General features: G+C 63.8%; 16 protein-coding genes and 3 pseudogenes. 10 read left to right on the forward strand and 9 right to left on the reverse strand.

Features of this window, described 5'->3' with window-relative positions; all coding sequences use genetic code 11:
- Window positions 1-119 precede the first annotated feature (119 nt).
- Window positions 120-1,529: an IS4 family transposase gene (locus tag DM806_RS11295; RefSeq protein ID WP_179041764.1), complete on the forward strand. Its 1,410-nt coding sequence runs from the start codon at window positions 120-122 to the stop codon at window positions 1,527-1,529.
- Window positions 1,530-1,559: 30 nt separating this feature from the next.
- On the opposite strand, the pseudogene DM806_RS11300 reads toward DM806_RS11295, so the two are convergent.
- Window positions 1,560-1,988: pseudogene (locus tag DM806_RS11300) on the reverse strand (SDR family NAD(P)-dependent oxidoreductase); the annotation flags it as partial.
- 370 nt (window positions 1,989-2,358) lie between these two features.
- Window positions 2,359-2,838, reverse strand: a complete 480-nt coding sequence (locus DM806_RS11305) for a MarR family winged helix-turn-helix transcriptional regulator (RefSeq protein WP_179043311.1) — start codon at window positions 2,836-2,838, stop codon at window positions 2,359-2,361.
- A 111-nt stretch (window positions 2,839-2,949) separates the two neighbouring features.
- Here DM806_RS11305 and DM806_RS11310 point away from each other — a divergent pair, with 111 nt between their 5' ends.
- From DM806_RS11310 to DM806_RS11330, 5 genes are all read left to right on the forward strand, one after another.
- Window positions 2,950-4,107 (forward strand): HlyD family secretion protein, encoded by a 1,158-nt coding sequence (locus DM806_RS11310; protein ID WP_179043312.1) that lies wholly within the window; start codon window positions 2,950-2,952, stop codon window positions 4,105-4,107.
- A complete protein-coding gene (locus DM806_RS11315) occupies window positions 4,104-5,639 on the forward strand; it encodes an MDR family MFS transporter (protein ID WP_179043313.1) in 1,536 nt (511 codons plus the stop codon). Before DM806_RS11310 ends, DM806_RS11315 begins: the two co-directional genes overlap by 4 nt.
- Before the next feature lie 8 nt (window positions 5,640-5,647).
- A complete protein-coding gene (locus tag DM806_RS11320) occupies window positions 5,648-7,078 on the forward strand; it encodes an efflux transporter outer membrane subunit (protein WP_179043314.1) in 1,431 nt (476 codons plus the stop codon).
- A gap of 124 nt (window positions 7,079-7,202) precedes the next feature.
- Window positions 7,203-7,703, forward strand: coding sequence for a GNAT family N-acetyltransferase (locus DM806_RS11325; RefSeq protein ID WP_179043315.1), 501 nt, complete (start codon window positions 7,203-7,205; stop codon window positions 7,701-7,703).
- Window positions 7,704-7,953: 250 nt separating this feature from the next.
- Complete coding sequence (locus DM806_RS11330) at window positions 7,954-8,286, forward strand: hypothetical protein (RefSeq protein ID WP_218647462.1); 333 nt, start codon at window positions 7,954-7,956, stop codon at window positions 8,284-8,286.
- 87 nt (window positions 8,287-8,373) lie between these two features.
- On the opposite strand, the gene DM806_RS11335 is transcribed toward DM806_RS11330, so the two are convergent.
- Window positions 8,374-9,408 carry a LacI family DNA-binding transcriptional regulator gene (locus tag DM806_RS11335; RefSeq protein WP_179043317.1) on the reverse strand — a complete coding sequence of 345 codons (1,035 nt, stop codon included), beginning with the start codon at window positions 9,406-9,408 and terminating at the stop codon, window positions 8,374-8,376.
- Window positions 9,409-9,682: 274 nt separating this feature from the next.
- Between DM806_RS11335 and DM806_RS11340 the strand changes: the two genes are divergently transcribed.
- The 4 genes and pseudogenes from DM806_RS11340 to DM806_RS11355 form a co-directional block, all read left to right on the forward strand.
- Window positions 9,683-12,400, forward strand: coding sequence for a TonB-dependent receptor (locus DM806_RS11340; RefSeq protein ID WP_372859506.1), 2,718 nt, complete (start codon window positions 9,683-9,685; stop codon window positions 12,398-12,400).
- Window positions 12,401-12,470: 70 nt separating this feature from the next.
- A complete protein-coding gene (locus tag DM806_RS11345) occupies window positions 12,471-14,300 on the forward strand; it encodes an alpha-amylase family glycosyl hydrolase (RefSeq protein WP_179043318.1) in 1,830 nt (609 codons plus the stop codon).
- Window positions 14,301-14,311: 11 nt separating this feature from the next.
- Window positions 14,312-15,931, forward strand: a complete 1,620-nt coding sequence (locus tag DM806_RS11350; protein ID WP_179043319.1) for an alpha-amylase family glycosyl hydrolase — start codon at window positions 14,312-14,314, stop codon at window positions 15,929-15,931.
- 12 nt (window positions 15,932-15,943) lie between these two features.
- Window positions 15,944-16,186 (forward strand): annotated as a pseudogene (locus DM806_RS11355) (glycoside hydrolase family 97 N-terminal domain-containing protein); the annotation flags it as partial.
- A gap of 22 nt (window positions 16,187-16,208) precedes the next feature.
- On the opposite strand, the pseudogene DM806_RS11360 reads toward DM806_RS11355, so the two are convergent.
- The 6 genes and pseudogenes from DM806_RS11360 to DM806_RS11385 all read right to left on the reverse strand — a co-directional run.
- A pseudogene (locus DM806_RS11360) lies at window positions 16,209-16,561 on the reverse strand (IS5 family transposase); the annotation flags it as partial.
- Window positions 16,562-16,908: 347 nt separating this feature from the next.
- Complete coding sequence (locus DM806_RS11365) at window positions 16,909-17,985, reverse strand: zinc-binding dehydrogenase (protein WP_179043320.1); 1,077 nt, start codon at window positions 17,983-17,985, stop codon at window positions 16,909-16,911.
- Window positions 17,985-18,518, reverse strand: coding sequence for a cupin domain-containing protein (locus DM806_RS11370; RefSeq protein ID WP_179043321.1), 534 nt, complete (start codon window positions 18,516-18,518; stop codon window positions 17,985-17,987). The genes DM806_RS11365 and DM806_RS11370 overlap by 1 nt, the downstream gene beginning before the upstream one ends.
- A gap of 10 nt (window positions 18,519-18,528) precedes the next feature.
- Window positions 18,529-19,317: an SDR family NAD(P)-dependent oxidoreductase gene (locus tag DM806_RS11375; RefSeq protein ID WP_179043322.1), complete on the reverse strand. Its 789-nt coding sequence runs from the start codon at window positions 19,315-19,317 to the stop codon at window positions 18,529-18,531.
- Window positions 19,314-20,297 carry an alpha/beta fold hydrolase gene (locus tag DM806_RS11380; RefSeq protein WP_179043323.1) on the reverse strand — a complete coding sequence of 328 codons (984 nt, stop codon included), beginning with the start codon at window positions 20,295-20,297 and terminating at the stop codon, window positions 19,314-19,316. The genes DM806_RS11375 and DM806_RS11380 overlap by 4 nt, the downstream gene beginning before the upstream one ends.
- A complete protein-coding gene (locus tag DM806_RS11385; protein WP_179043324.1) occupies window positions 20,297-22,609 on the reverse strand; it encodes a TonB-dependent receptor in 2,313 nt (770 codons plus the stop codon). The genes DM806_RS11380 and DM806_RS11385 overlap by 1 nt, the downstream gene beginning before the upstream one ends.
- Window positions 22,610-22,672: the final 63 nt, after the last annotated feature.

Genomic DNA, 22,672 nt, shown 5'->3' on the forward strand with positions numbered 1-22,672 from the left:
CTTTCAATTACCCACAAGTGGTCCGACGCCAGATTCCACTGATCGCAGCGGTATTGCGGCGATGGAATCGGCTATGATTCCTGTTCGCGCACAGGATCGCATTGGCGAGGTGCACGATTGTGGACGAGGGCTCAGAATCTCAGGATTGGATCGATGATGAATTTGCTGCGTCGCGTTTTAGCGATGTGCGTCTTGGGCGTCGGCTGCGCCAGTTGGTGACGCAGATGGCCGGTGCGGTGGGCGGCCCAATCCCACTTGCCTGTCAGGACTGGGCCAACACCAAAGCCGCCTATCGCTTTCTTTCCAACTCAGATGTTAGCGAAGGTAAAATTCTGCAGGGCCATTTCCAATCCACGGCATTGCGTGTTGCAGCCGTTGAGGGACCGATCCTGGTTCTGCAAGATACCACCGAATTTTCATATGAACGCAAAAAGCCGGAACAGGTTGGGGCCATCGGCTATGCCCCAAGCAAGCGCGAGACTGTCGGGATTGTCAGGCGTCACACCATTTGCGGGCTGTTGATGCATAGCAGCCTGGTGGTGACGACCGAGGGACTGCCGCTCGGGTTGGCGGCGATCAAATTCTGGTCGCGCAGTAAATTCAAAGGCTCCTCTGCGCTTAAGCGTCATATAAATCCGACGAGGGTACCGATCGAGGCCAAGGAGAGCATCCGCTGGCTGGAGAATATGCGCTCCTCCACGGCTCTGCTGGGCGAAGGCCAGCGCCTGATCCACATCGGAGATCGCGAAAACGACATTTATGAGTTCTTCTGTGCTGCGCGCGAAGCCGGAACCCATTTCCTGGTACGGACATGCGTTGATCGCCTGGCGGGCGATGGCAAACACACCATTGCTGCTGAAATGGCGGACTCACCCATTGCAGGTCGCCACATGATTGAAATTGCCGATGGCGTGACCGCCAGCCTGGCACTGAAATATAAGCAGATCCGGGTCTTACCGCCGATCGGAAAGCAGAAGCGCTATCCCGCTCTCGATCTTACCATCGTCCACGCTCAGGAACAGGATGTCCCGGAGAACCGCTCTCCCATCGACTGGAAGCTGATCACTGACCTGCCCATCACGTCGCTGGAAGGGGCGGTCGAAAAGCTTCAATGGTATGCCTTGCGTTGGAAGATAGAGGTTTTTCACAAGATCCTTAAATCTGGATGCCGCGCAGAAGATGCCAAATTGCGTACCGCAGAGCGGCTTGTGAACCTGCTCGCGATTTACTGTGTTCTGAGCTGGCGGATGTTCTGGATGACCATGATCAACCGCACCGCGCCCACAGCCTCGCCAGATATCGCGCTGACCAAAGATGAAATCGACCTCATCGACCGCATTGTGATACAGCGGACGGGCCAACCACCGCCACGAGAATTATCAAGTTACCTAACACAGATCGCCAGACTTGGCGGCTATCTCGCTCGCCAGCGCGACCCTCCTCCAGGAAATACTGTCATATGGCGCGGCTGGTCCCGTCTTATGGACATGAAACTTGGAATTGATCTCGCTGGGCGCACTTATGGGTAATTGAAAGCACCAGTCATGCCCGCCCGATCCGAGATGCACGAAGGAGCCTCCGCCGCTCGCGCGAAAATGCGGGATGGCGATGCGGGCGGCATGATAGAAGCCGAATGCCTCAATCTCCATGGATGCGCGAAACTGTTCCAGCGTCCAGTCGGCGATGGGAAGCTGCGCGACGATCGGCCCGGCGCCCCAGACGATGCTGTGGACGCGCCCATGTGCTTCCACCGCTGCCGCAAAGCCGGCTTCCAGTTCATCATAGCTGCGGGCGTCCGCGCGATGGATGCTTGCCTTGCACCCCAACGCGCGGATCTCGTCCGCGACGGCCTCGGCCACGGCCTCCTTGGAGCGATAGAAGATGGCAACGTCCGTTCCGGCTTTCGCGAATTCCAGCGCGACGCCCTTGCCGATGCCCCCGCTGCCGCCGAATATCGCTGCCGCACCTTCGGGAAATGCCCTGCCCATCCTCTTCTCTCCTTTTGTGATTATTCGATTGTCATTCGCCCGCCTTGATCGCCGATGACATGATCGGATTCGAAATGGGCAAGCTTCTGTCCGTGAACCGGACCGGTGCGGCGGCTGTCAAACAGATTATGCCCTGGTCCCCTCTTCAGCAACGCGATCCGCCGCATCGAACAGCCTTGCCGCTCCTTCCGAAAGGCGCGCAACAGCTATCCGACGCCCTGCCGACATGCTATCATGAGATAGCGTACCCGAAGACGGTGCGGGGAGAGTGGTTGTGGATCGTCTGGAATCCGTATTTTGCGCCTGCGAATTTCGCATATTGTGCACAGCCATGGTCTGTTCAGGCTCGATCGCACTGGTCACGATATTGCTACTGACCTGAGCCACCCTCGGAGCCTGGCCGATCGCCCAGGCTGCTGGGCGCACCCATCTCGACGATCCGGTCGTTCAGCGCCCGCAATATCCTCAGATATTCCGCCATGTCCGATGCCGACAGAGCGGTAAAAAACTCTGCGGCGAAGGTGTCCCGATGCGGCGCCACGTCCCGAATGATCATGCTTCCCGCCTCGGTCAGGCTGATCCGCTTGGCCCGCCTGTCGTTGGGATCGGGACTGCGCACCACCAGACCGTCGCGCTCCAGACCGTCCACCGCTTCGGTCACGGTACGCGGCGCCTGAGCCAGCGCGTCGGCGATTTCGGTAGAGCGGATCGAGCCGGCGCGATCCACCAGCATGAGCAGCTTCAGCTGCGCAAGGGACGCCCCCTGCGCACGAAGGCGATCATTGAACAGCCGATGCATCCGCTGATGCAGATCCCCCATCTGTTGAAGAAGTTCCTGCTCGATGCTCATGACAATAAATGTTGTGGTACCATATTAAATGGTATTGCCATATGCAGCCGGCGGGTGCAAGGGCAAAGAGATCGCTGCCGCGATGCAGCAAACCGGCATGAGTAAAGATTGATGGCCCAAGTGATCGAGTCGCAGGAGCAGCCCGCCGCGGACCGAAGGGAGCGCACATCGCCGCTCCAGCGCCCGGCTGTGCGCCGCACGCTTTTTGCCGGCGGCTTCCTGTTGCTGGTCGCAGGTGGGGCATGGCTGCTTCAGTATGAGACGCGCGGCAAATATCGCGAGGATACCAACGACGCCTATATTCAGGCCGACGCCGTCACCATCTCACCCAGAATTTCGGGCTATGTCGAGCAGGTGCTGGTCGGCGACAATCAGGATGTGAAGGCCGGCCAGGCGCTGGTGCGTATCGATCCGCGCGACTATGACGCGCAGGCGCAACAATATCGGGCGCAGATCGACGTGGCGAAGGCCAATGCCGACAATGTGCGCGCGATGATCGGCGAACAGGAAGCGGCGATCGTCCAGGCCCAGGCACAGCTCGCGTCGGCCGAGGAAGATGCCCGCTTTGCCGCGCGCGAGGCGGGCCGCTACGCACCGCTCGCCGCCACCGGCGCCGAGACCAATGAGCGCCTCGCCAGCCTGCGCAACCAGGCGGCCAAAGCCCGCACCGCCGCCGATGGCCAGCGCGCCGCGCTGCTGTCGGCCCAGCGCAAGATCGCCTCGCTCAACGCCCAGATCCGCCAGGCCGACGCGCAGGGCGAGGCGGCCCGCGCCCAGCTGTCCGCCGCCCATGTCAACGTCGGGTCGACCGTGCTCAAGGCCGGTATTGACGGCCGCATCGGCGATCGCAGCGTACGCGCCGGGCAGTTCGTGCAGGCCGGCACCCGGCTGATGTCGATCGTGCCGCTCGCCAAGCTTTACGTCACAGCCAATTTCAAGGAAACGCAGATCGGCCTGATGCGCCCCGGCCAGCCCGCGACAATAGAGGTCGACGCGCTGGACGGCACCCGGATCGCCGGCCATGTCGAAAGCATCTCGCCCGGTACCGGCGCTCAGTTTTCGCTGCTGCCGCCGCAGAATGCGACCGGCAATTTCACCAAGATCGTTCAGCGCGTGCCGGTACGTATCGCCATCGATGCAGGCCCGGAAGCCCGCCGCGTGCTGGTCCCCGGCCTGTCGGTGACGGTCACGGTCGACACGGTTTCCGCCAAGGGATCGCAGCGGAACATAGCGAGGCAGGAAAAGGCGCGCCAGGACGCGTCGCGGTGAGCGCAGCCCCGGCTGCTTCCCAACCCGAGCAACGCGCGGACGCTGCTGCCTGGCTGGCCGTGGCGGCCGGCACTCTGGGCGCGCTGATGGCGACGCTCGACGTGTCGATCGTCAACAGTTCCCTGCCCACCATACAGGGCGAGATCGGCGCGAGCGGGACCGAGGGCACCTGGATCGCAACCGCCTATCTGGTGGCCGAAATCATCGTTATTCCGCTGTCCGGCTGGCTGGAGCGGCTGCTCGGGCTGCGTACCCTGCTGCTGGTCGCCGCCTCGCTCTTCACCCTCTTCTCCATAGCGTGCGGCCTGTCCACGACGCTGCCGATGATGATCGTCGGCCGCATCGGTCAGGGCTTTACCGGCGGCGCGCTGATCCCCACCGCGATGACGATCATCGCCACACGCCTGCCGCGCGCGCAGCAGCCGATCGGCAATGCCTTGTTCGGCGCCACCGCGCTGCTGGGGCCGGTGGTGGGGCCGGTGCTGGGCGGCTGGCTGACCGAGAATGTGAGCTGGCACTATGCCTTCTTCCTCAACCTGCCGGTCGGTATTGCCCTTATCACCCTGCTGCTGCTCGCGATCCCGCACCAGCCGGCCAGGCTCCACCTGATCCGGGACGCGGACTGGCTCGGCATTCTCGGCCTCGCGCTGGGGCTGGGGGCGCTGACCGTCGTGCTGGAGGAAGGCGAGCGGGAACAATGGTTCTCCTCCTCGCTGATCGTCACACTGAGCCTGGTTTCCGCGATCGGCTTCCTGCTGCTGGGCCTTGGGCAGAAGTTCGCGCGTAGGCCGGTGATCCGGCTCAGCCTGTTGCTCAACCGGCAGTTCGGCAGCGTCGTCGCCATGGTCACGGTGGTCGGCATGGTGATCTATGGCACTTCCTACGCCATTCCCCAATTCCTGTCCGCGATCGCGGGCTATAATTCGCTGCAGGCGGGGCAGGTCGTGATGCTTTCAGGCATTCCGGTCATGCTGATGATGCCGATCACGCCCTGGCTGATCCGCAACGTCGACATTCGCATCTCCGTCTGTCTCGGCCTTAGCGTGCTGGCGCTCAGCGCCTGGCTGGAAACGGGACTGACGCCATCGTCCGACAGCGCGGACTTCGTCGATTCCCAATTGATGCGCGGCATCGGCACGGTGTTCTGCATGATGTTCCTCAATCAGGCGGCGATCCGGTCGGTCCCGCCGGAGCAGGCAGGAGACGCATCCGGCCTGTATAATTCGGCACGCAATCTGGGCGGATCCTTCGCCCTGGCCGGGATCGCCATCATCCAGGACCAGCGCCTGTGGCTGCACAGCCGCCGCATCGAAGAGAGCCTGAGCGCCAATTCTGTCGCGGTGCAGGATTATGTCGCGGCACAGGGTAGCGGCGCCCTGCGCACGATAGAGGCCACGATCCAGACCCAGGCGCTGACGATGACCTATGCCGACATGTTCTGGATCATGTCCGTGGGCATCATGTGCGTTATTCCGCTCGTTATTTTCCTGCGCCCCCTGCCCAAGCATGCGCCGTTGGCGACCGGACATTGAGGAAAACCATGCGTTCCTATCTTCTGCTGCCCCTCCTCACCGGACTGCTGGCCGGCTGCACCGTCGGCCCCGATTATGCCGGGCCGCCCCGCCATGCGTCGGACGCAGCCCCCAGCTTCGTGCGCGCCGGCGCGGAGGGGACCAATAATGCGCCGCCGGTCGCCGACTGGTGGACCATGCTGGGCGATCCACAGCTCGACGCGCTGATCGCCCGTGCGCTCGTGAATAACAGCGACGTGCAGGCGGGCGAGGCCCGGTTGCGGCAGGCGCGCGCCATGCTTGGCGAGGAGCGCGCCAATCGCGCGCCGAAAGCCAATGCTTCGGCCCTTTACGCCCATGCCCATGTGCCCGGCGTGGATCTGGGGTCGAGCGACAGCGGATCGGCCGACAATGGTGACAGCAGCAGCAACGATCTCAACCTCTATAATGTCGGCTTCGACGCAAGTTGGGAGATAGACCTGTTCGGGGGCCGCCGCCGGGCCGTGGAAGCGGCGCGCGCCACATTCGAAGGCGCGCAGGCGAGCCTCGCCGACGTGCAGGTCAGCCTGTCGGCCAATGTCGCCCAGGCCTATCTCAGCCTGCGCGATCGGCAGCAGCGCATCGCGCTGGGCGAACAATCGATTGCGTTGCAACAGGATGTGCTCGCTCTCAACCGCCAGCGTTTCGAGCGCGGCACGGCGACGGCCGCGGATGTGGCGCGGGTCGACGGCCAGCTTGCCGCCACCCGCGCGCAGATCGCACCATTGGCCGCCGAGCGAGACGCCTATCTGAATGCCCTCGCCGTTCTGACCGGGCAGGAACCGGGCGCGATCGACGCCGACCTGTCACCTTCCGGACAGATTCCGCTGCCGCCCGCATCCGTGCCGGTCGGCGACCCCGCCCAGTTGATCGCCCATCGTCCCGACATCCGCGCGGCAGAACGCACGCTGGCCGCCGACACCGCCAAGATCGGCCAGGCCGAAGCGGCCCGCTTCCCGCGGCTTTCCTTCATGGGCCTGATCGGGATCGGCGGCACGAAGATCAGCGATCTTGGCAAGCTGGATGATTTCGTCGCGCTTGGTGCACCGCAGCTCAGCTGGAGTTTCCTCGACTTTGGCCGCAACAAGGCGAAGGTCGGTCAGGCCGAAGCCGTGCGCGACGAGGCCGAGGCCCGCTATCGCGGCACATTGCTGAGCGCGCTGCGCGATGCCGAAGATTCACTGGCCCGCTTCCGCGAAAGCCGCGTCACCGTCGCCGCGCTCGCCCGCGCCCGCGATCAGGCCGCGCTGACCGAGCGGCTGACGCAAAGTCGCTACCTGGCCGGCACGAGCACGAAAATCGCCTTGCTGAATGCCCGGAACGACCTCAACAGCGCGGAGCAGAAACTCGTCTCGGCCCGCGCCACGCTCACGGCCGACTATGTCGCGATCCAGAAGGCGCTGGGCTTCGCCTGGCGTTAAGGCTGTCCGCCCAACCCGTGAACGAGGCGATTGCATCGTTCACGGGTCCATTTGTCTTTTGATTACCGCATTCTGCGAGCCATCGGCTGTTCCAGCCGACTTCAGAACGCGTTATGCGGCGACGATGGACGCCATCCTCATTCGCCGCTTCGCGCCCGCCGACACGCAGGCCGTGATCGACGTCATCCTGCCCATCCAGCGCGACGAATATGGCATCGCCATCACCGCGCAGGACCAGCCCGACCTGTCGGACATCCCGGACTTCTACCAGAGCGGCGCGGGCGATTTTCTGGTGGCGGAGGCCGAAGGCCGGATCATCGGCACGATTGGGATGAAGGATATCGGCGGCGGCCGGGTTGCGCTGCGCAAGATGTTCGTGAGCGCAGCCTGGCGCGGCCGGGACCAAGGCGTCGCGCAGGCATTGCTGGCCGCACTGCTCGACCTGGCACGCGAGCGCGGCGTGGCCGAAATATGGCTGGGCGCCACCGCCCGATTCCTCGCCGCCCATCGCTTCTACGAACGCAACGGGTTCATGCTGATCGAGGCCGATCGCCTGCCAGCCAGTTTCCCGCGCATGGCGGTGGACAGTCGCTTCTATCACCTGAAGTTGCGCGCAGAACGGTAAACGACCGCCGTTGGCCGAAACCGGAATGCTCGAAATGGCGGGAAACGGCCATAGGCGGACATTGTTAGGATGGATACTGTTTCCCCAAAGCTGCCGTTGACGGTGCGTGCGGTGCATCTGTAGCTTTGGGCGCACCAGACGTATTCGCGAGGGATTTGACTTGGGGAAGGGTAATAGCTTTCGACATAGCATCTACGTCCCGCTCCTGCTGCTCCTTGCATGCGAAAAAGCTCCGGTCCCGATTATTGAGATGCACTTCGGCACCACAAAATGGCTTTGGGACAGCCCGCTCCCAGCAAGCGACTATATCGGCGATTTTCACAGAAAAATTCCTGTGGCCGCTGAGAAGTGCGGAGTGACGTTGCTGGGTGCAAATGGAGGCATCACCGATGGCGGTGAAGCCGCATATTTCCTTCCGCAACAAAGCCCAGAGGCTGCTCAGGCCTGTTTAAAACGCAATCTCCCGCAGGGTCATTTCGGGTTGATCGAGCAAGATGAATGGGAGAGCCGGACAAAGACAGACCCCAGCTTCCCCGTTGCTTTAGATTCAATCCCTAAACCGGTCAAAATGCCGCTTCCTTAACGGCGGCTATGGCCTCCCTTGTCGGTGAAAGCCGACGGACCGCTTCCCACTCTTACCGTCATCCACGCCCCAATCAGCGCCGACGCCCTATCCATCGCTGCTCCGCCGCACAACCAGCCGCGCGGCGAGCATATTGGGCGGCGGCGGCCGGTCCTCCACCTGGGCCAGCACCGTATCGACGAGCAGTTCGCCGGCGCTTTTCATGTCCTGCATGATGGTGGTGAGCGGCGGGCTGGTCAGGCTGGCGGCCGGGATGTCGTCGAAGCCGACGATCGCCACATCCCGCGGCACCGACAACCCCGCCTCCGCGATCGCGCGCATCGCGCCGATCGCGATCAGGTCGCTGGCGGCGAAGATCGCATCGAACGCCTTGCCGCGCGCGATCAGCATGCGGGCCGCGGCATGGCCGGCGTCCTCCGCAGTCAGCGCATCGACCTGCAACGCCGGATCGGGCGCGATCCCCCGCCCCGCCATCGCGTCGCACAATCCCCGATAGCGATCGGCGAACTCGGGATAATGTTCGTCGGCATGGCCCAGGAATGCGATCCGCCGCCGCCCCAGCCCCAGCAGATGCTCCCCCGCCAGTCGCCCGGCGCCGACATTGTCCGACCCCACGGTCGCGCCGATATTGCCTTCGCTCACCGATCCCCAGCGCACGAAATGGGCGCCCTGCCCCACAAGCTGCTCCAGCCGGCTCTTGTAGAGGGTATAGTCGCCATAACCGAGCAGGATCAGTCCGTCGGCGCGATGGCTGTCCTGGTAGCGGACATGCCAGTCATCCTCCATCTTCTGGAAGGAGATCAGCAGGTCCAGCCCGCGTGCCGCGCATTGCCGGGTGATCGATCCCAGCATCGACAGGAAGAAGGGGTTGATGTTGGATTCATCGGGCGTCGGATCCTCGAAGAAGAGCAAAGCGATCGTATTCGACCGCTGCGACCGGAGCGAGGACGCATTCTTGTCGACCGAATAGTTGAGTTCCTGCGCGATCGCCTCGATCCGCTGGCGCGTGGCCAGACTCACCGAGCGTGACCCGCGCAGCGCCCGACTGACGGTCGGTTGCGACACGCCGGCCAGATAGGCAATGTCGAAGCTGGTCGGCTTGCTGCTGCGCTGGCGGCCCATCTGTGTCTCCTGCGCGATCCATGCGCCGCGCTCATGCTAGAAGCCTAAGGAAAACAACGCAATTGCGTCCTTTCGCGCTGGCCAGCCCGTTGCATTCCGGTCACAGCCCGGCGCCCTGCATAATATGCGTATACGTATGCCTTCTGGTCGCCCCGGCAGAACGCAGCGTAAGCATGCTGCCACCGCGGGGAAATGGCGCTGCACGACCATAGCCACGGCAAACAAGATTTCGCGCCGGCACAGAGGGTCCGTCGGTGTTTCAGGGAGAGGATAAGTGGCCAACCAGTTCGACCGCGCCCGCATGCTGGGCGCTTCCATTTTTGCCATCGTCGCGGCGACCGGCGTGACCCCGACTCTGGCGCAGGATGCGCAGGGCGCTCCCCAGGCTGATGCCGCCGCGCCGCAGGGCGAAACTAGCGACACAATCGTCGTCACCGGCTTCCGCGCCGCGCTGCAAAGCGCCGTCAACGTCAAGAAGAACGCCCAGACCATCGTGGAATCGGTGTCGGCCGAAGATATCGGCAAGCTGCCCGACGCATCGATCGGCGAATCCATCGCCCGCCTGCCCGGCCTCACCTCGCAGCGCCTGTTCGGCCGCGCCAATTCGATCGCGATCCGCGGCGCCAGCGCCGACCTGTCCTCGACCACCCTCAACGGCCGTCCGCAGACCTCGACCGGTGAACAGCGCAATGTCGAATTCGACCAATATCCCGCCGAAGTCGTCAACCGCGTCGACGTTTACAAGACGCCGCAGGCCAATCTGATCCATCAGGGTCTGGTCGGCACCGTGGACATCCGCACCATCCGCCCGCTCGACTATGGCAAGCGGATGATCGCCGTGGGCGCGCGCGGCGTCTATACCGATCTTGGCAAGATCAACGCCGACAGTGACGACAAGGGCTATCGCCTGACCGGCACCTATGTCGACCAGTTCGCCGGCGACCGGATCGGCGTCGCCCTCTCGGTCGCCTATAGCGACGAACCCTATCAGTCGAAGGAGTTCGAGGCCTGGGGCTATGCCGACGGGCCGAACGGCGACAAGGTGATCGGCGGCGTGAAGCCGTTCGGCGTGTCGACCCAGCTCAAGCGCCTCGGCATCCAGGGCAGCGTGCAGGTACAGGCGACCGACACGCTGATGCTGACCTTCGACGGTTTCTACGGCGACTTCAAGGACAAGCAGATCAAGCGCGGCGTCGAAGTTCCGCTCTACTGGAGCGGCGCGACGCTGGTCCCCGGCAGCACGACGACCGACGGCAATTTCATCAAGGGCGGCACCTTCACCAATGTCGAAGCCGTGGTGAACAACCATGGCTATGAGCGCAAGTCGACCATCTTCTCGGGCGGCTTCAACGCCAAATATACCGGCGACGATGGCTGGTCGGCCAGCTTCGACTTCGGCTATTCGCGCACCGACCGCAGCGAACTCTCGCTCGAATCCAATGCTGGCACCGGCTATGGCCCCGGCAATGGCGCCACCGACACGCTGGATTTCGTTAGCGACCGCAAGGGCACGCATTTCACCAGCCATCTGCTGGACTATAGCGACCCCAATCTGATGGTGCTGACCGATCCGCTCGGCTGGGGCGCAGGCGCGCCGCTCGGCCATCAGGAAGGCTATTACAACAACCGCATCATCGACGACGAGATCAAGAGCTATCAGATCGAGTTCGGCAAGGAGAATGAGGGCAGCTTCCTGTCGAAGGTCACGGTCGGCCTCGGCTATACCGACCGCACCAAGGCGAAGACGCCGGAAGAATATGTGCTCAACCTGGCGAACGGCGCGACGTCGCTGGTCCTGCCGCAGCAATATCGGATGGACCCGACCGACCTCGGTTTCCTCGGGCTTGGCCCGATCCTGAGCTACGACCCGTTCAAGCTGCTGGAGGACGGCGTCTATCAGAAGATACTGAACCCCAGCAAGGATATCCCGGCCAAGGCCTATTCGGTGACGGAGCGCGTCATGTCCGCCTATCTGATGGCGAACATCAAGCAGTCGGTCGGATCGGCCGAACTCACCGGCAATATCGGCGTCCTCGCCCAGAATACCGAACAGAAGTCGCGCGGTTTCATCAACCTCGCCGCCGCCGATCTGGTGCCGACCACGCGCGGCGCGAACTATTGGGACGTGCTGCCCAGCGCGAACCTGTCGCTGCGTTTCCCCAGCGACTTCGTCATCCGCCTGTCGGGTGCGCGCGAAATCCAGCGCCCCCGGTTCGAGGATATGAAGGTCAGCCTCGACTATGGCTATAACACCGCCAGCGGGGTCATCACCGGCACCGGCGGCACGCCGACGCTGCGCCCCTATCGCGCCTGGGCGGCGGACCTCAATTTCGAGAAATATTTCGGGACCAAGGGCTATCTCGGCCTCCAGATGTTCTACAAGAAGCTGGAAAGCTACGTCTATCGGGAAACCGTGCCGTTCGACTATACCGGCCTGCCCATCACCCTGCCGCCGGGCGTGACCGACTTCAACGGCACCATCACCCGGCCGGTCAATGGTCAGGGCGGCAAGCTCTACGGCTTCGAGATCGCGGGCACCGTGCCGTTCGAGATCGTCACCCCCGCGCTGGAAGGCTTCGGCCTGACGGGCGGTGCGGGCTATACCAAGACCAGCATCAAGCCGGGCGTCAGCGCCTCGTCCGAAGACCTGCCCGACTATTCGCGCTGGGTCGCCAACGGCACGCTCTTCTTCGAAAAGTGGGGCTTCTCGGCGCGCGGTTCGGTGCGCTACCGCTCCGCCTTCGTCGGCCAGTTCGTCGGCTTCGGCGGTGAACGCGAACTGCGCCGGGCGCTCAGCGAAACTATCGTCGACGGGCAGATCGGCTATGATTTCCAAGAAGGCAGTGCGCTCCATGGCCTGTCGGTCTTCCTCCAGGGCCAGAATCTGACCGACGAACCGTTCGTGTCGGTGGACACCGGAGCGTCGATCCAGATCCGCAATTACCAGACCTATGGCCGCCGCTTCATGGCGGGCTTCAACTACCGCTTCTGATGTGTAGACTGGCCCGGCGGCCGATGCGTCGCTGGGCCTTTTTCAAGGTTCAAGCAAAGGGATGCCCCTCATGGGTCGAACGGCCACGACTTTCCTCGTGACGGCCGCCGGGATGGCTGCGGCTCTGATCGGCGCGGCAAATGCGCAGGCCAACACGCTGTCCGACCTGCGCGCCCGCACGCCGGAACAGGAAATCGTCTATTTTGTCCTGCCCGACCGGTTCGCCAACGGCGATCCGAAAAACGACAGGGGCGGCCTGAAAGGCGGCCCGCTCCAGACCGGCTATGACCCGACCTCGCGCGCCTTCTATCATGGCGGCGACCTCAAGGGGCTGATCGCGAAGCTCGACTATATCCAAGGGCTGGGAGCAACCGCCATCTGGCTCGCCCCCATCTTCAGGAACAAGCCTGTGCAGGGCGCCGGGGGGCAGGAAAGCGCCGGCTATCACGGCTATTGGGTGACGGACTTTACCAGCGTCGATCCCCATTTCGGCACCGACGCCGACTTCAGGGCGCTGGTCGATGCCGCCCATGCTCGCGGCATGAAAGTCTATATGGACATCATCGCCAACCATACGGCCGATGTGATCCAGTATCGGGAAAGCTCCACCAGCGCGGCGCCCTATCGCAGCAAGGCCGACTATCCCTGGTCGCGCCAGGGCGGCGCGTCGGGAAAACCGATCAATCCCGGCTTCGCCGGCGACCATGACGGCAGCGCCGCCAACTGGGCGAAGCTGACCGATCCGTCCTTCGCCTACACGCCCGTCATTCCGAAAGGCGAGGAGAAGGCCAAGACCCCCGCCTGGCTCAACGACCTCATTTATTATCATAATCGCGGCGACACCGACTGGAAGGGCGAAAGTTCGCAATATGGCGATTTCGTCGGCTTGGACGACCTTGCCACCGAAGATCCGCGCGTGGTCGCCGGCTTCATCGAAATCTACAAGGGCTGGATCGACCGTTTCGGCATCGACGGCTATCGCATCGACACCGCCCGCCATGTGAACCCGGAATTCTGGCGCGCCTTCATCCCCGCCATCCGAGCCCATGCAGCGGCGAAGGGCATCCCCAATTTCCACATCTTCGGCGAAGTCGCGACCGGCGACTATGATCCGGCGTTGCTGGCAAGCTGGACCCGCAACGCCGCCTTCCCCGCCGTGCTGGACTTCGCCTTCATGCGCGCCGCCGTCGACGCGGCCAGCGGCAAGACCGGCACAGACATACTCGCGCGCCTTGGCGAGGATGATGCACTCTATGAAGGCGGCAAGGCGGCGGCGCTGCAACTGCCGACCTTCCTCGGCAATCATGATGCCGGCCGCTTCGCCTTTTTCCTGCGTCAGGCCAAGCCCGACATGAGCACGGACGAGGAACTGGCGCGCACCCTATTGGGCCATGCGATGCTGCTCACGCTGCGCGGCGTGCCGACGCTCTATTATGGTGACGAGCAGGGCTTTGCCGGCACTGGCAACGACCAGCAGGCGCGGCAAGACATGTTCGCGTCCAGGGTGGCCGAATATAACGCGGACCGGCTGGTCGGCACGAACGCGACCACGGCGACCGAAAGTTTCAATCCCGACCACCCGCTCTATCGCGCGATCGCGACGCTGGCGAAAATCCGCCGCGACACCCCCGCTCTGTCGCGCGGCGCGACGATCCTGCGCGCCAGCTCGGACAAGCCCGGCCTCTTCGCCGTCTCCCGCATCGATCCCGATACGGGGCGCGAGGTTCTGGTCGCCTTCAACACATCGGCCGCTCCGCTGTCGGGCAATATCGCGGTCGATCCAGCCAGCGGCGGCTTCACGTCGCTGGCCGGCGCCTGCCCGGCCGCGCCAGCCGCGCCGGGCAGCCTTGCCCTCTCCCTCCCCGCCTTCGGCTATGCCGTCTGCGCCGCCAAACCCTGATGGAAAGAGCGATGACCCCTGAACCGACTGCCGCCACAACCTCAGCCGACCTCCCCTGGTGGAAGGGCGCGGTAATCTACCAGATCTATCCGCGCAGCTTTCAGGACAGCAATGGCGATGGCATCGGCGACCTGAACGGCATCACGCAGCGGCTCGACCATGTCGCAAGGCTCGGTGCGGACGCCATCTGGATCTCGCCTTTCTTCACCTCCCCGATGCGCGATTTCGGCTATGACATAGCCGATTATTGCGATGTCGATCCGATCTTCGGCACGCTCGCCGATTTCGACGCGCTGGTCGCCCGCGCCCATGAATTGGGCCTCAAGGTCACGATCGATCAGGTCTACGCCCACACATCCGACCTGCACGACTGGTTCGCGCAAAGCCGCGCCAGCCGCACCGGCGACAAGGCCGACTGGTTCGTCTGGGTCGATCCGAAGGAAGACGGCACCCCGCCCAACAACTGGCAGTCGGTCTTCGGCGGCCCCGCCTGGACCTGGGACGGGCGGCGCGGCCAATATTATATGCACCAGTTTCTGAGTAGCCAGCCGCAGCTCAACCTGCACAATCCCGCCGTGCAGGACGCGCTGCTCGACGCCATGCGCTTCTGGCTGGATCGCGGCGTCGACGGCTTCCGCCTCGACGCGCTCAACCATTCGATGCACGACCCGCTGCTGCGCGACAATCCGCCCGCGCCCGACACCGGAAAGCCGCGCACCCGCTCCTTCGACTATCAGATCAAGAAGTACAGCCAGTCGCACCCCGGCGTGGTCGACTTCATCAAGCGTATCCGTTCGCTGTGCGACGAATATGGCGCGATCTTCACAGTGGCGGAAGTCGGCGGCGACCTCTCCGAAAAGGAGATGAAGGCCTATACGGCGGGCGAAAGCCACCTCAACAGCGCCTATGGCTTCAACTTCCTCTACGCCGACAGGCTGACGCCCGCGCTGGTCGCCGAAACAGTCGAGCGCTGGCCCGACGAGCCGGGCCTTGGCTGGCCAAGCTGGGCGTTCGAGAACCACGACGCCCCGCGCGCGGTGTCGCGCTGGTGCGCGCCCGACGATCGCCCCGCCTTCGGCCGGCTGAAGGCGATGCTGCTGGTCGCGCTGCGCGGCAACGCGATCCTTTATCAGGGCGAGGAACTGGGCATCACCCAGGTCGATATCCCGTTCGAGCGATTGCAGGATCCCGAAGCCATCGCCAACTGGCCGCTCACCCTGTCGCGCGACGGCGCGCGCACGCCGCTGCCGTGGGCGGCAGATGCGGCGCAGGCGGGTTTCAGCACCGCCGAACCCTGGCTGCCGGTCGGGGACGAAAATGTCGCCCGCGCCGTCGACGCGCAGGAAGCCGACGCCGCATCCCTGCTCAACCATACCCGCGCCATGCTGGCCCTGCGCAAGGCGCATCCGGCGCTGCGCCATGGCCGTCTGGAGATACTGGTCGCCGACGGCCAGCGCCTGTTCTTCCGCCGTCAGGCCGACGGTCAGTCGCTGCTCTGCCTGTTCAACCTGTCGAGCGAACCGGCCGCATGGCCTCAAGAGATCGCGCCGACCAACAAGCTGCTCAGCGCCGTCAATGGCGCCGCGCCGGGCCTATTGCCGCCTTTCGGCGCGCTGATGATCGAAGAATAAGGAGACGCCCCTATGCTGAACCCGTCGCTGTGCGCCTGCGCGCTGGCCCTTCCGTTCGCCCTCATGACAGCGGCTTTGGCGCAGGAGGCCCGCCCCGCCGTCACCGCCGCCTCGCCCGATGGCTCGATCGCCCTCACCGTCTCGACCGACAATGACAGCCGCCCGACCTGGTCGCTCTCGCGCAAGGGTAAGCTGCTGATCGCGCCGTCCAAGCGGGGCTTCATCCTGACCGACGGCCTCAACATGGTGCGCGGTTTATAGGGTCAGGACGCGTTGATCAGAGCCAGAAGATGACGGTTGCGGCGAGTGCGATAGCGGAGAAGAGGGCTGTTGGGCATCGGTCATAGCGAGTCGCGACGCGGCGCCAGTCTTTGAGACGACCGAACATGATCTCGATGCGGTTGCGCCTTTTGTAGCGGCGCTTGTCGTATTTGACGGCCTTATTCCGAGACTTTCGGCCGGGATGCAGGGGGTGATGCCCTTTTCCTGCAAGGCTTCGCGGAACCAGTCGGCATCATAACCACGATCCGCCAGCAGCCATTGCGCTTTGGCAAGCTCGTCGAGCAGGTCGGCAGCACCGATATAATTGCTGACCTGGCCCGCAGTCATAAAGAAGCTGATCGGGCGGCCGTTCTCCTTACGGAGCCTGAATCACAGCGCGCCTCTCACATCAATGGGTCCTGAACCTAACGCCACGGGACTGGATAGCCGGATCGTGAACATTGAAGCCCTTGTCGTATAGTGCAGTCGGTCCCTTTACCGCGACCGAGGTTCCGAGCACTATGGCTGTTCCGCCATTACCCCAAACGATGGTCTTCCTCGCGAGCCATCATCGCCCAGATTGTCCGTACCATCTTGTTTGCCAGCGCTACGGCAATCACTATCCGCGATTTGCGCGCCATCATGCTGGCGCTAACATGTCAAAAAATCTCAAACATAATTGTCGGGCAAGTCACGACTAAACGCGTCGGATAACGCTATCGCCACGGATTCACGATAATCTTGACGTCATCCTGCGGGGTCGCCAGCCGTTCAAACGCCAGCCCCGCCTCGTCCAACGTCACCCTCCCAGTCAGGAAGGCGCTGCTGTCGATCTGTCCCTCCGCGAGTGCGGTCAGCGTTTCGGCAAACTCAAGGGGAGTGTAGGCAAAGACAAAGCTGAATCGCAGTTGCTTGTTGATGGCGATGACCGGCAGGATGCTATCATCCTCCTGACACGCTCCGACCACGATGACGTGGGTGCAGGGCGGCACATTTTCGATCAGCGACTGGAGGATGCCGGGCACGCCCACGCATTCAAAAATCAGCGGATCGCGCGAGGTTCTTCCCGCCATCTGTGCAAGGCCTAGGTCGGCGAGCGTGGCGGGCACGTCGAAGGAGGACCAGTTGGCATGGGGTGAGGTGACGGCCGGATCGACGACGATATCCGCGCCGAGCCGTTCCGCCCGCACCCGCCGCGCCGGGGAGAAATCGGCGGCGATGACGGGGCCGATCCCTTTGCGCTTCAGCGCCGCGATGACCGCAAGGCCGATGGGACCGCAACCGATCACCATCGCGACCGAGCGGTCGGACGGGGCCGCGACCGCCACCGCATGGGTTCCGACCGCCAACGGCTCCGTCAGCGCCGCCGCGTCTGACGAAAGACCGTTCGGAACCGGCAGCAGCAAGGCTTCGGTCAACACCACCCGCTCAGCGAAAGCGCCGCGATAGCGGGTGGAAAAGCCGATCAGTTCCGGGCCGAGCGGGCCAAAGGCGAAGGGGGTGGACACGACGCGCGCGCCCGCCCTCAATCTTTTGTCGGTGGCGGGACCATGATCCAGTATCTCCGCGCAAAATTCATGACCCATGACCAGATCCTGCGCCGGATCGATCGTGTCCGCCGCGCCCGACCGCAGCCCGATCTCCACGCCATGCTCCAGATGATGAACGGCATGCAGATCAGACCCACAGATGCCGCAGGCCAGCACCTTGGCCACCACCTGCCCGGACGCAGGCTCCGCCTCCGCCACGTCCCGCACGGACAGTTGCCCGTCGCGGCGAACCAGCGCGCGCATCAGCGCGGAACCGCATCATGGGGGGCTTTCTCATCCGCCCATTCTGTGCGCTTCTCCTCCAGAACCTTGACCGTCCTGTCCCAGAAGGCCACGGTCTTGCCGAGAAATCGGATGTCGAAATTCTCCGCCGTGCGGAACTCCAGCACCTCCACGCCACGAGTGCCGGGGCGGTAGCTGTAGGGTACACCGTTGCCGACGAAGAAGCCGTCGCCCGCACCCAGCTCGTCGCTGCCCAGATGCAGCGAACCGGCCAGAATATAATAGAGGCAGTCGACATTATGGCTGTGCAGCGGCAGGGGAAAACCGCTCTTGAACCAGGCATAGGTCAGGCTCATGCCACCCATGGAGAAAAGCAGCTTCACGACATTGGCGTCGTCGGCCCCGGCATCGGCGGCGCGCTGGATGCCGTCGAGGATCACGGGGGTCAGCCCGGTCAGTTCCATGCAGGATGTTTCGCTATAGGCGACAGCGTCGGTGGCGCGAAAAATCTGGAATGGCGCTGGCTTGGGCGTCGGTGCGGCTGGCTCCGTCATGATCGTCTCCTTATTCACTATGGGCGGCCATGCGGGCGCGCAGGTCCGGCTGGCCGGTATGGGCGGTCAACCCGCCATCCACGGGGATTGCCGCGCCGGTCACGCCGCTGGCGTCGTCCGACGCGAGGAAGGCGGCGACGGCGGCGATTTCCTCCGGCCGGGCGAAGCGTTGGGCAGGCACGCACCGCTCCCATTCGTCGCGCAGGCCGGGCATGGCCTCGACTCCGGGTGTGAACAGTGGCGTGTCGACCGGGCCGGGGCAAATGGCGTTGGCGCGAATATTGTCGCGGGCATGATCGATCGCCAGACAGCGGGTATAGTTGATGACCCCCGCCTTGGCCGCATTATAGGCGGTAAAGCCGTAATCGGCGGCAAGGCCGGATGCGGACGCGGTGTTGACAATCGCCCCGCCGCCGCGCGCGACCATGTGCGGGATGACGGCGCGACAGCCAAGGAACACCGCGTCCAGATTGACGGCGATCACGCGCCGCCAGTCGTCCAGCGACAGGTCGGGGGTCAGTCCGTAACAGCCCATCCCGGCATTGTTGAACAACAGGTCGATACCGCCGAAGCGATCCGCCGTTTCCTGCGCCAGCGCCGCCAGAGCGTCCCCGTCGGTGACGTCGATCCGACAAAAGGCCGCCCGTTCGCCCAGTTCCGCCGCAAGGCCGCTTCCCTGCGCCTCGTCGAGGTCGGCGATCATTACGCTGCCGCCCTCGGCATGAAGCCGCTGCACCAGCGCCCGGCCTATACCGGAGGCGCCGCCGGTGACAATCGCGACTTTCCCTGCAAATCTCATGCGTCATTCTCTTTCGGAAGGGTCGCCAGCCAGGCCAGCAAATGGTCGGTCACGGCGTCCGGGCGTTCTTGCTGGGTCCAGTGGCCGCATCCTTCCAGCAGCACCGGCTCGGCCAGATTAGGGACGGATGCGCGCATCGCCGCGATCAGGTCGAAACCGGGCAGCATCGACAGCACGATGTCCCGCGTCCCGCCGATGTAGAGCGCAGGCTGATCGATCCCGCGCCCGCGCCACGGCGTCAGCCAGTCGACATCGCGATGCTGGTTGCGATAGCGGTTCAGCGGCCCGCGCAAACCGCCGCGTGCAAATTCGCCGACCAGATAGGCGATATCCTCTTCCCCCAGCCAGGCCGGGAAGGGCGCCACATCGGGCAGCCCCTCCAGCAGCGTGGAACCGGCGGGCCGACCATCGCCCAGCCCATCGGGCGCATCGCCCGACAGCCAATAGTAGAAACGGCGGACGAAACGGTCGAGATCTCCCTCCGCTTCCGCCTCCGCGACGCCGGGCTGCTGGAAATAATCCTGATAGAAGAAGCGGCCCCGATCCGCATGGACAGGTTTCAGGATATCGATCAGCGCCGCTTCCGCCACCCCGATGAACGGGACCGACAGAGCTGCGACGGCACGAACCTGCGTTTCGTGGACCAGCGCCGTGTGCCAGACGAGCGCCGCCCCCCAGTCATGACCGATCAATATGGCCGGTCTGCCATCGCCCTCCGCCGCCACGACGCCCGCAATGTCCGCCGTCATCGATTCAAGGTCATAGGCCTCGATCGCGTCGGGCTTGTCGCTGCCGCCATAGCCGCGCAAGTCGATCGCCACCACCTTGTACCCCGCGGCGGCGATCGGCCCGATCTGGTGCCGCCACGCCGCCCAGCTTTCGGGAAAGCCGTGGACCAGAACCACCAGCGGCCCCTCCCCCGCGACAGCGGCGCGAAGGTGAATGCCATTGGTGGCGATCATGCGGAAATGCTGGTCCATCAATAGCGCCAGCCGACCGTCACGCCATAGGTCGCGGGCCGCCCGGCCATGCGCCACGCCGTGTCAGCCTGAAAGGTGGTGTTCCAATAATATTCATTGAACACGTTGCGGCCCCACAGCTGGACGCGCAGCTTGCCGTCCTCCGTCTCCACCCCGGCGCGCAGGTCGACAAGAGTGCGAGCGTTGATCCGCAGGATCGCGGGATCGCCGAAGGTCGAATTGGTGGCGCTGTTGTAGTTGGCGCTCGCCCCGACCAACGCGCTCCAGCGGTCATTGAGGGGCCATTTATACTGAACGTCGCCATTCACCTGCCATTCCGGTGTGAAAGGCATTTTCGACCCGGCATAGTCGGCGAAAGCGCCAGTACCGTTATAGCCGCTGAACTCCTTTATGCGGCCTTTGACCCATGTCCCCGCAAGATTGGCGGAAAAGCCGCCCGGCGGCGTCCAGTTGAGCGACCATTCCGCGCCATAGACTTCGGATTTTGGCACGTTGATAAGCTTTTCGAGCAGGCCGAAGATCGGATCAAGCACCCGTCCGCGTACCTGTTTGTTGCGGTAATCATAGTAGAAAGCGGCGGCGTTCAACTGCACCGTGCGCTCGGCCAACGGCAATTTGAAACCGGCTTCATAGGCGATAAGGGATTCCTGCGTCGCGGGCAGGAAACCGGTGTAGCTGGATGCAGGCAGCGTTGGATAGCCGCCAGCCTTCCAGCCGCGCGACACATTGGCGTAGACGATGGCGCGATTGTCGAACGTATAGGTCAGCCCCCCGCGCCAGGAGATATTGTCCTGCGACAGGCGCCCGGTGACATTGGCTGGCTGGAATGCGGCATTGAGCGTCAGGCAACTGCCCGGACCGATCGGCGTGGTCGGCGGCGCGCCGGTGAACAGAGTCGTAAGGACGTTGAAGCTGAGATAGGTGGTGCCGTCTGCATCATAGCTGCATCCGGAAAAATCGCGGACATTCTTCGTGTAGCGGATGCCGCCCTGTGCGGTCAGCTTCGACGTCAGGTCATATTCCAGATTGGCGTAACCGGCATAGGTCTTGATCGTTTGCCTGGTGGTGCTGCCGGATTTCAGCAGGATTGGTAGTCCCGGAATGATCTGGTTGATGCTGTTGAAATCGGTGTTGAGAACCTGGCTCTCATTCACCTTGTCATGCGAATAGTTGGCCCCGACGATCCAGCGGGCGGGACCGGTCTTGCCAGTCAGGCGCAGTTCCTGGAAGAAGCTGTTGATCTTGCCCGGCGTATAGCTGTCGAGCACTGCGAACTGGGTGGCGTCCAGATCCTGATAGCTGTCCGTCTTGAACCGCAGCAGCGACGAAATCGACGTCAGCGTCACATCGGGCGACAGGTCGAGGTCGGCGCGTACGCTGCCCTGATAGAAGCTGTCGTCGCGCCGCATCGGCCAGTTCGCAGACCAGTTCGCCGCGCGGGCCGTCTCCGGAGCCGGGGGCACCGCCAGAACCTGGGCGTAAGCGCCCGAAGGCTTGTAGGGTGTGTGAGCCAGAAGCTGCGGCGCCTGAATGTCCGACTTGTCGTACCAGGCATTGAAATTGCCCGTGACCTTGAAGGTGCTGGACGGCTGCCACACCAGCATGACGCGGCCGGTCAGCCGGTCGGCCTTCCCCAGCGTGTCGCTGCGGGTATAGTTGCGCTGCCATGTCCCGCCCTGCTCGGTCTTGAGGCTGACGCGGACGCCCAGCGTATCGGTGAGCGGCCCGCTGGCGAAGCCCGACAGTTCGAAGGCGTTGAACCGGCCATAGCTGGCATCCGCCCCGGCCTCAAACGTCTTGCCGGGCTTGGCGGAAATATAGTTGATCGCGCCGCCGGTCGCATTCTGGCCGTAAAGCGTGCCCTGCGGCCCTTTGAGCACTTCGACGCGGGCTAGGTCGAGCGCCGCGCCTTCGGTCAGGATCGCGAAGGGCAGCGGCACTTCGTCGACATAGACGCTGACCGCAGGCGAAGCGGACAGGGTCGAATCGTAAAAGCCCACGCCCCGGATCGTGTAGACCGGCGTGGACACCTGACTTTGCGTGAAGGTGAGGCCGGGCACCAGCTTGGCGAGGTCGGCGGTGCTGGATACGCCGCGCGACAGCAGTTCGTCACCGCCGATCGCGCTGATCGACATCGGCACGGAATTGAGCGACTGCGCCCGGCGCTGCGCCGTAACGATGATGTCGGACGTAGCCGCACCGTCCGCCTGCGCGGATGCGGCGGCGGGTGGCGACGAGTCCTGCGCATGGGCCGCGGCGATCACCGCCGTCAGGCTGGCGCCACAAATCAGAATCCGGAACATCTTTCGCATCACTCCCTCCATAACTGGCCGACACGCTGCTGGGTCGATCCTGCCTGCCTTGTGATACGGATT

It is taken from the genome of Sphingobium lactosutens, from assembly GCF_013393185.1.
Classification (GTDB): domain Bacteria; phylum Pseudomonadota; class Alphaproteobacteria; order Sphingomonadales; family Sphingomonadaceae; genus Sphingobium; species Sphingobium lactosutens_A.

What these genes read in the sequence shown, in the direction of transcription:
- DM806_RS11305 (WP_179043311.1), bottom strand. Translation starts at nt 2,838, where the DNA reads ATGAGCATCGAGCAGGAACTTCTTCAACAGATGGGGGATCTGCATCAG.
- DM806_RS11310 (WP_179043312.1), top strand. Translation starts at nt 2,950, where the DNA reads ATGGCCCAAGTGATCGAGTCGCAGGAGCAGCCCGCCGCGGACCGAAGG.
- DM806_RS11320 (WP_179043314.1), top strand. Translation starts at nt 5,648, where the DNA reads ATGCGTTCCTATCTTCTGCTGCCCCTCCTCACCGGACTGCTGGCCGGC.
- DM806_RS11325 (WP_179043315.1), top strand. Translation starts at nt 7,203, where the DNA reads ATGGACGCCATCCTCATTCGCCGCTTCGCGCCCGCCGACACGCAGGCC.
- DM806_RS11330 (WP_218647462.1), top strand. Translation starts at nt 7,954, where the DNA reads ATGCACTTCGGCACCACAAAATGGCTTTGGGACAGCCCGCTCCCAGCA.
- DM806_RS11335 (WP_179043317.1), bottom strand. Translation starts at nt 9,408, where the DNA reads ATGGGCCGCCAGCGCAGCAGCAAGCCGACCAGCTTCGACATTGCCTAT.
- DM806_RS11345 (WP_179043318.1), top strand. Translation starts at nt 12,471, where the DNA reads ATGGGTCGAACGGCCACGACTTTCCTCGTGACGGCCGCCGGGATGGCT.
- DM806_RS11350 (WP_179043319.1), top strand. Translation starts at nt 14,312, where the DNA reads ATGACCCCTGAACCGACTGCCGCCACAACCTCAGCCGACCTCCCCTGG.
- DM806_RS11365 (WP_179043320.1), bottom strand. Translation starts at nt 17,985, where the DNA reads ATGCGCGCGCTGGTTCGCCGCGACGGGCAACTGTCCGTGCGGGACGTG.
- DM806_RS11370 (WP_179043321.1), bottom strand. Translation starts at nt 18,518, where the DNA reads ATGACGGAGCCAGCCGCACCGACGCCCAAGCCAGCGCCATTCCAGATT.
- DM806_RS11375 (WP_179043322.1), bottom strand. Translation starts at nt 19,317, where the DNA reads ATGAGATTTGCAGGGAAAGTCGCGATTGTCACCGGCGGCGCCTCCGGT.
- DM806_RS11380 (WP_179043323.1), bottom strand. Translation starts at nt 20,297, where the DNA reads ATGGACCAGCATTTCCGCATGATCGCCACCAATGGCATTCACCTTCGC.
- DM806_RS11385 (WP_179043324.1), bottom strand. Translation starts at nt 22,609, where the DNA reads ATGCGAAAGATGTTCCGGATTCTGATTTGTGGCGCCAGCCTGACGGCG.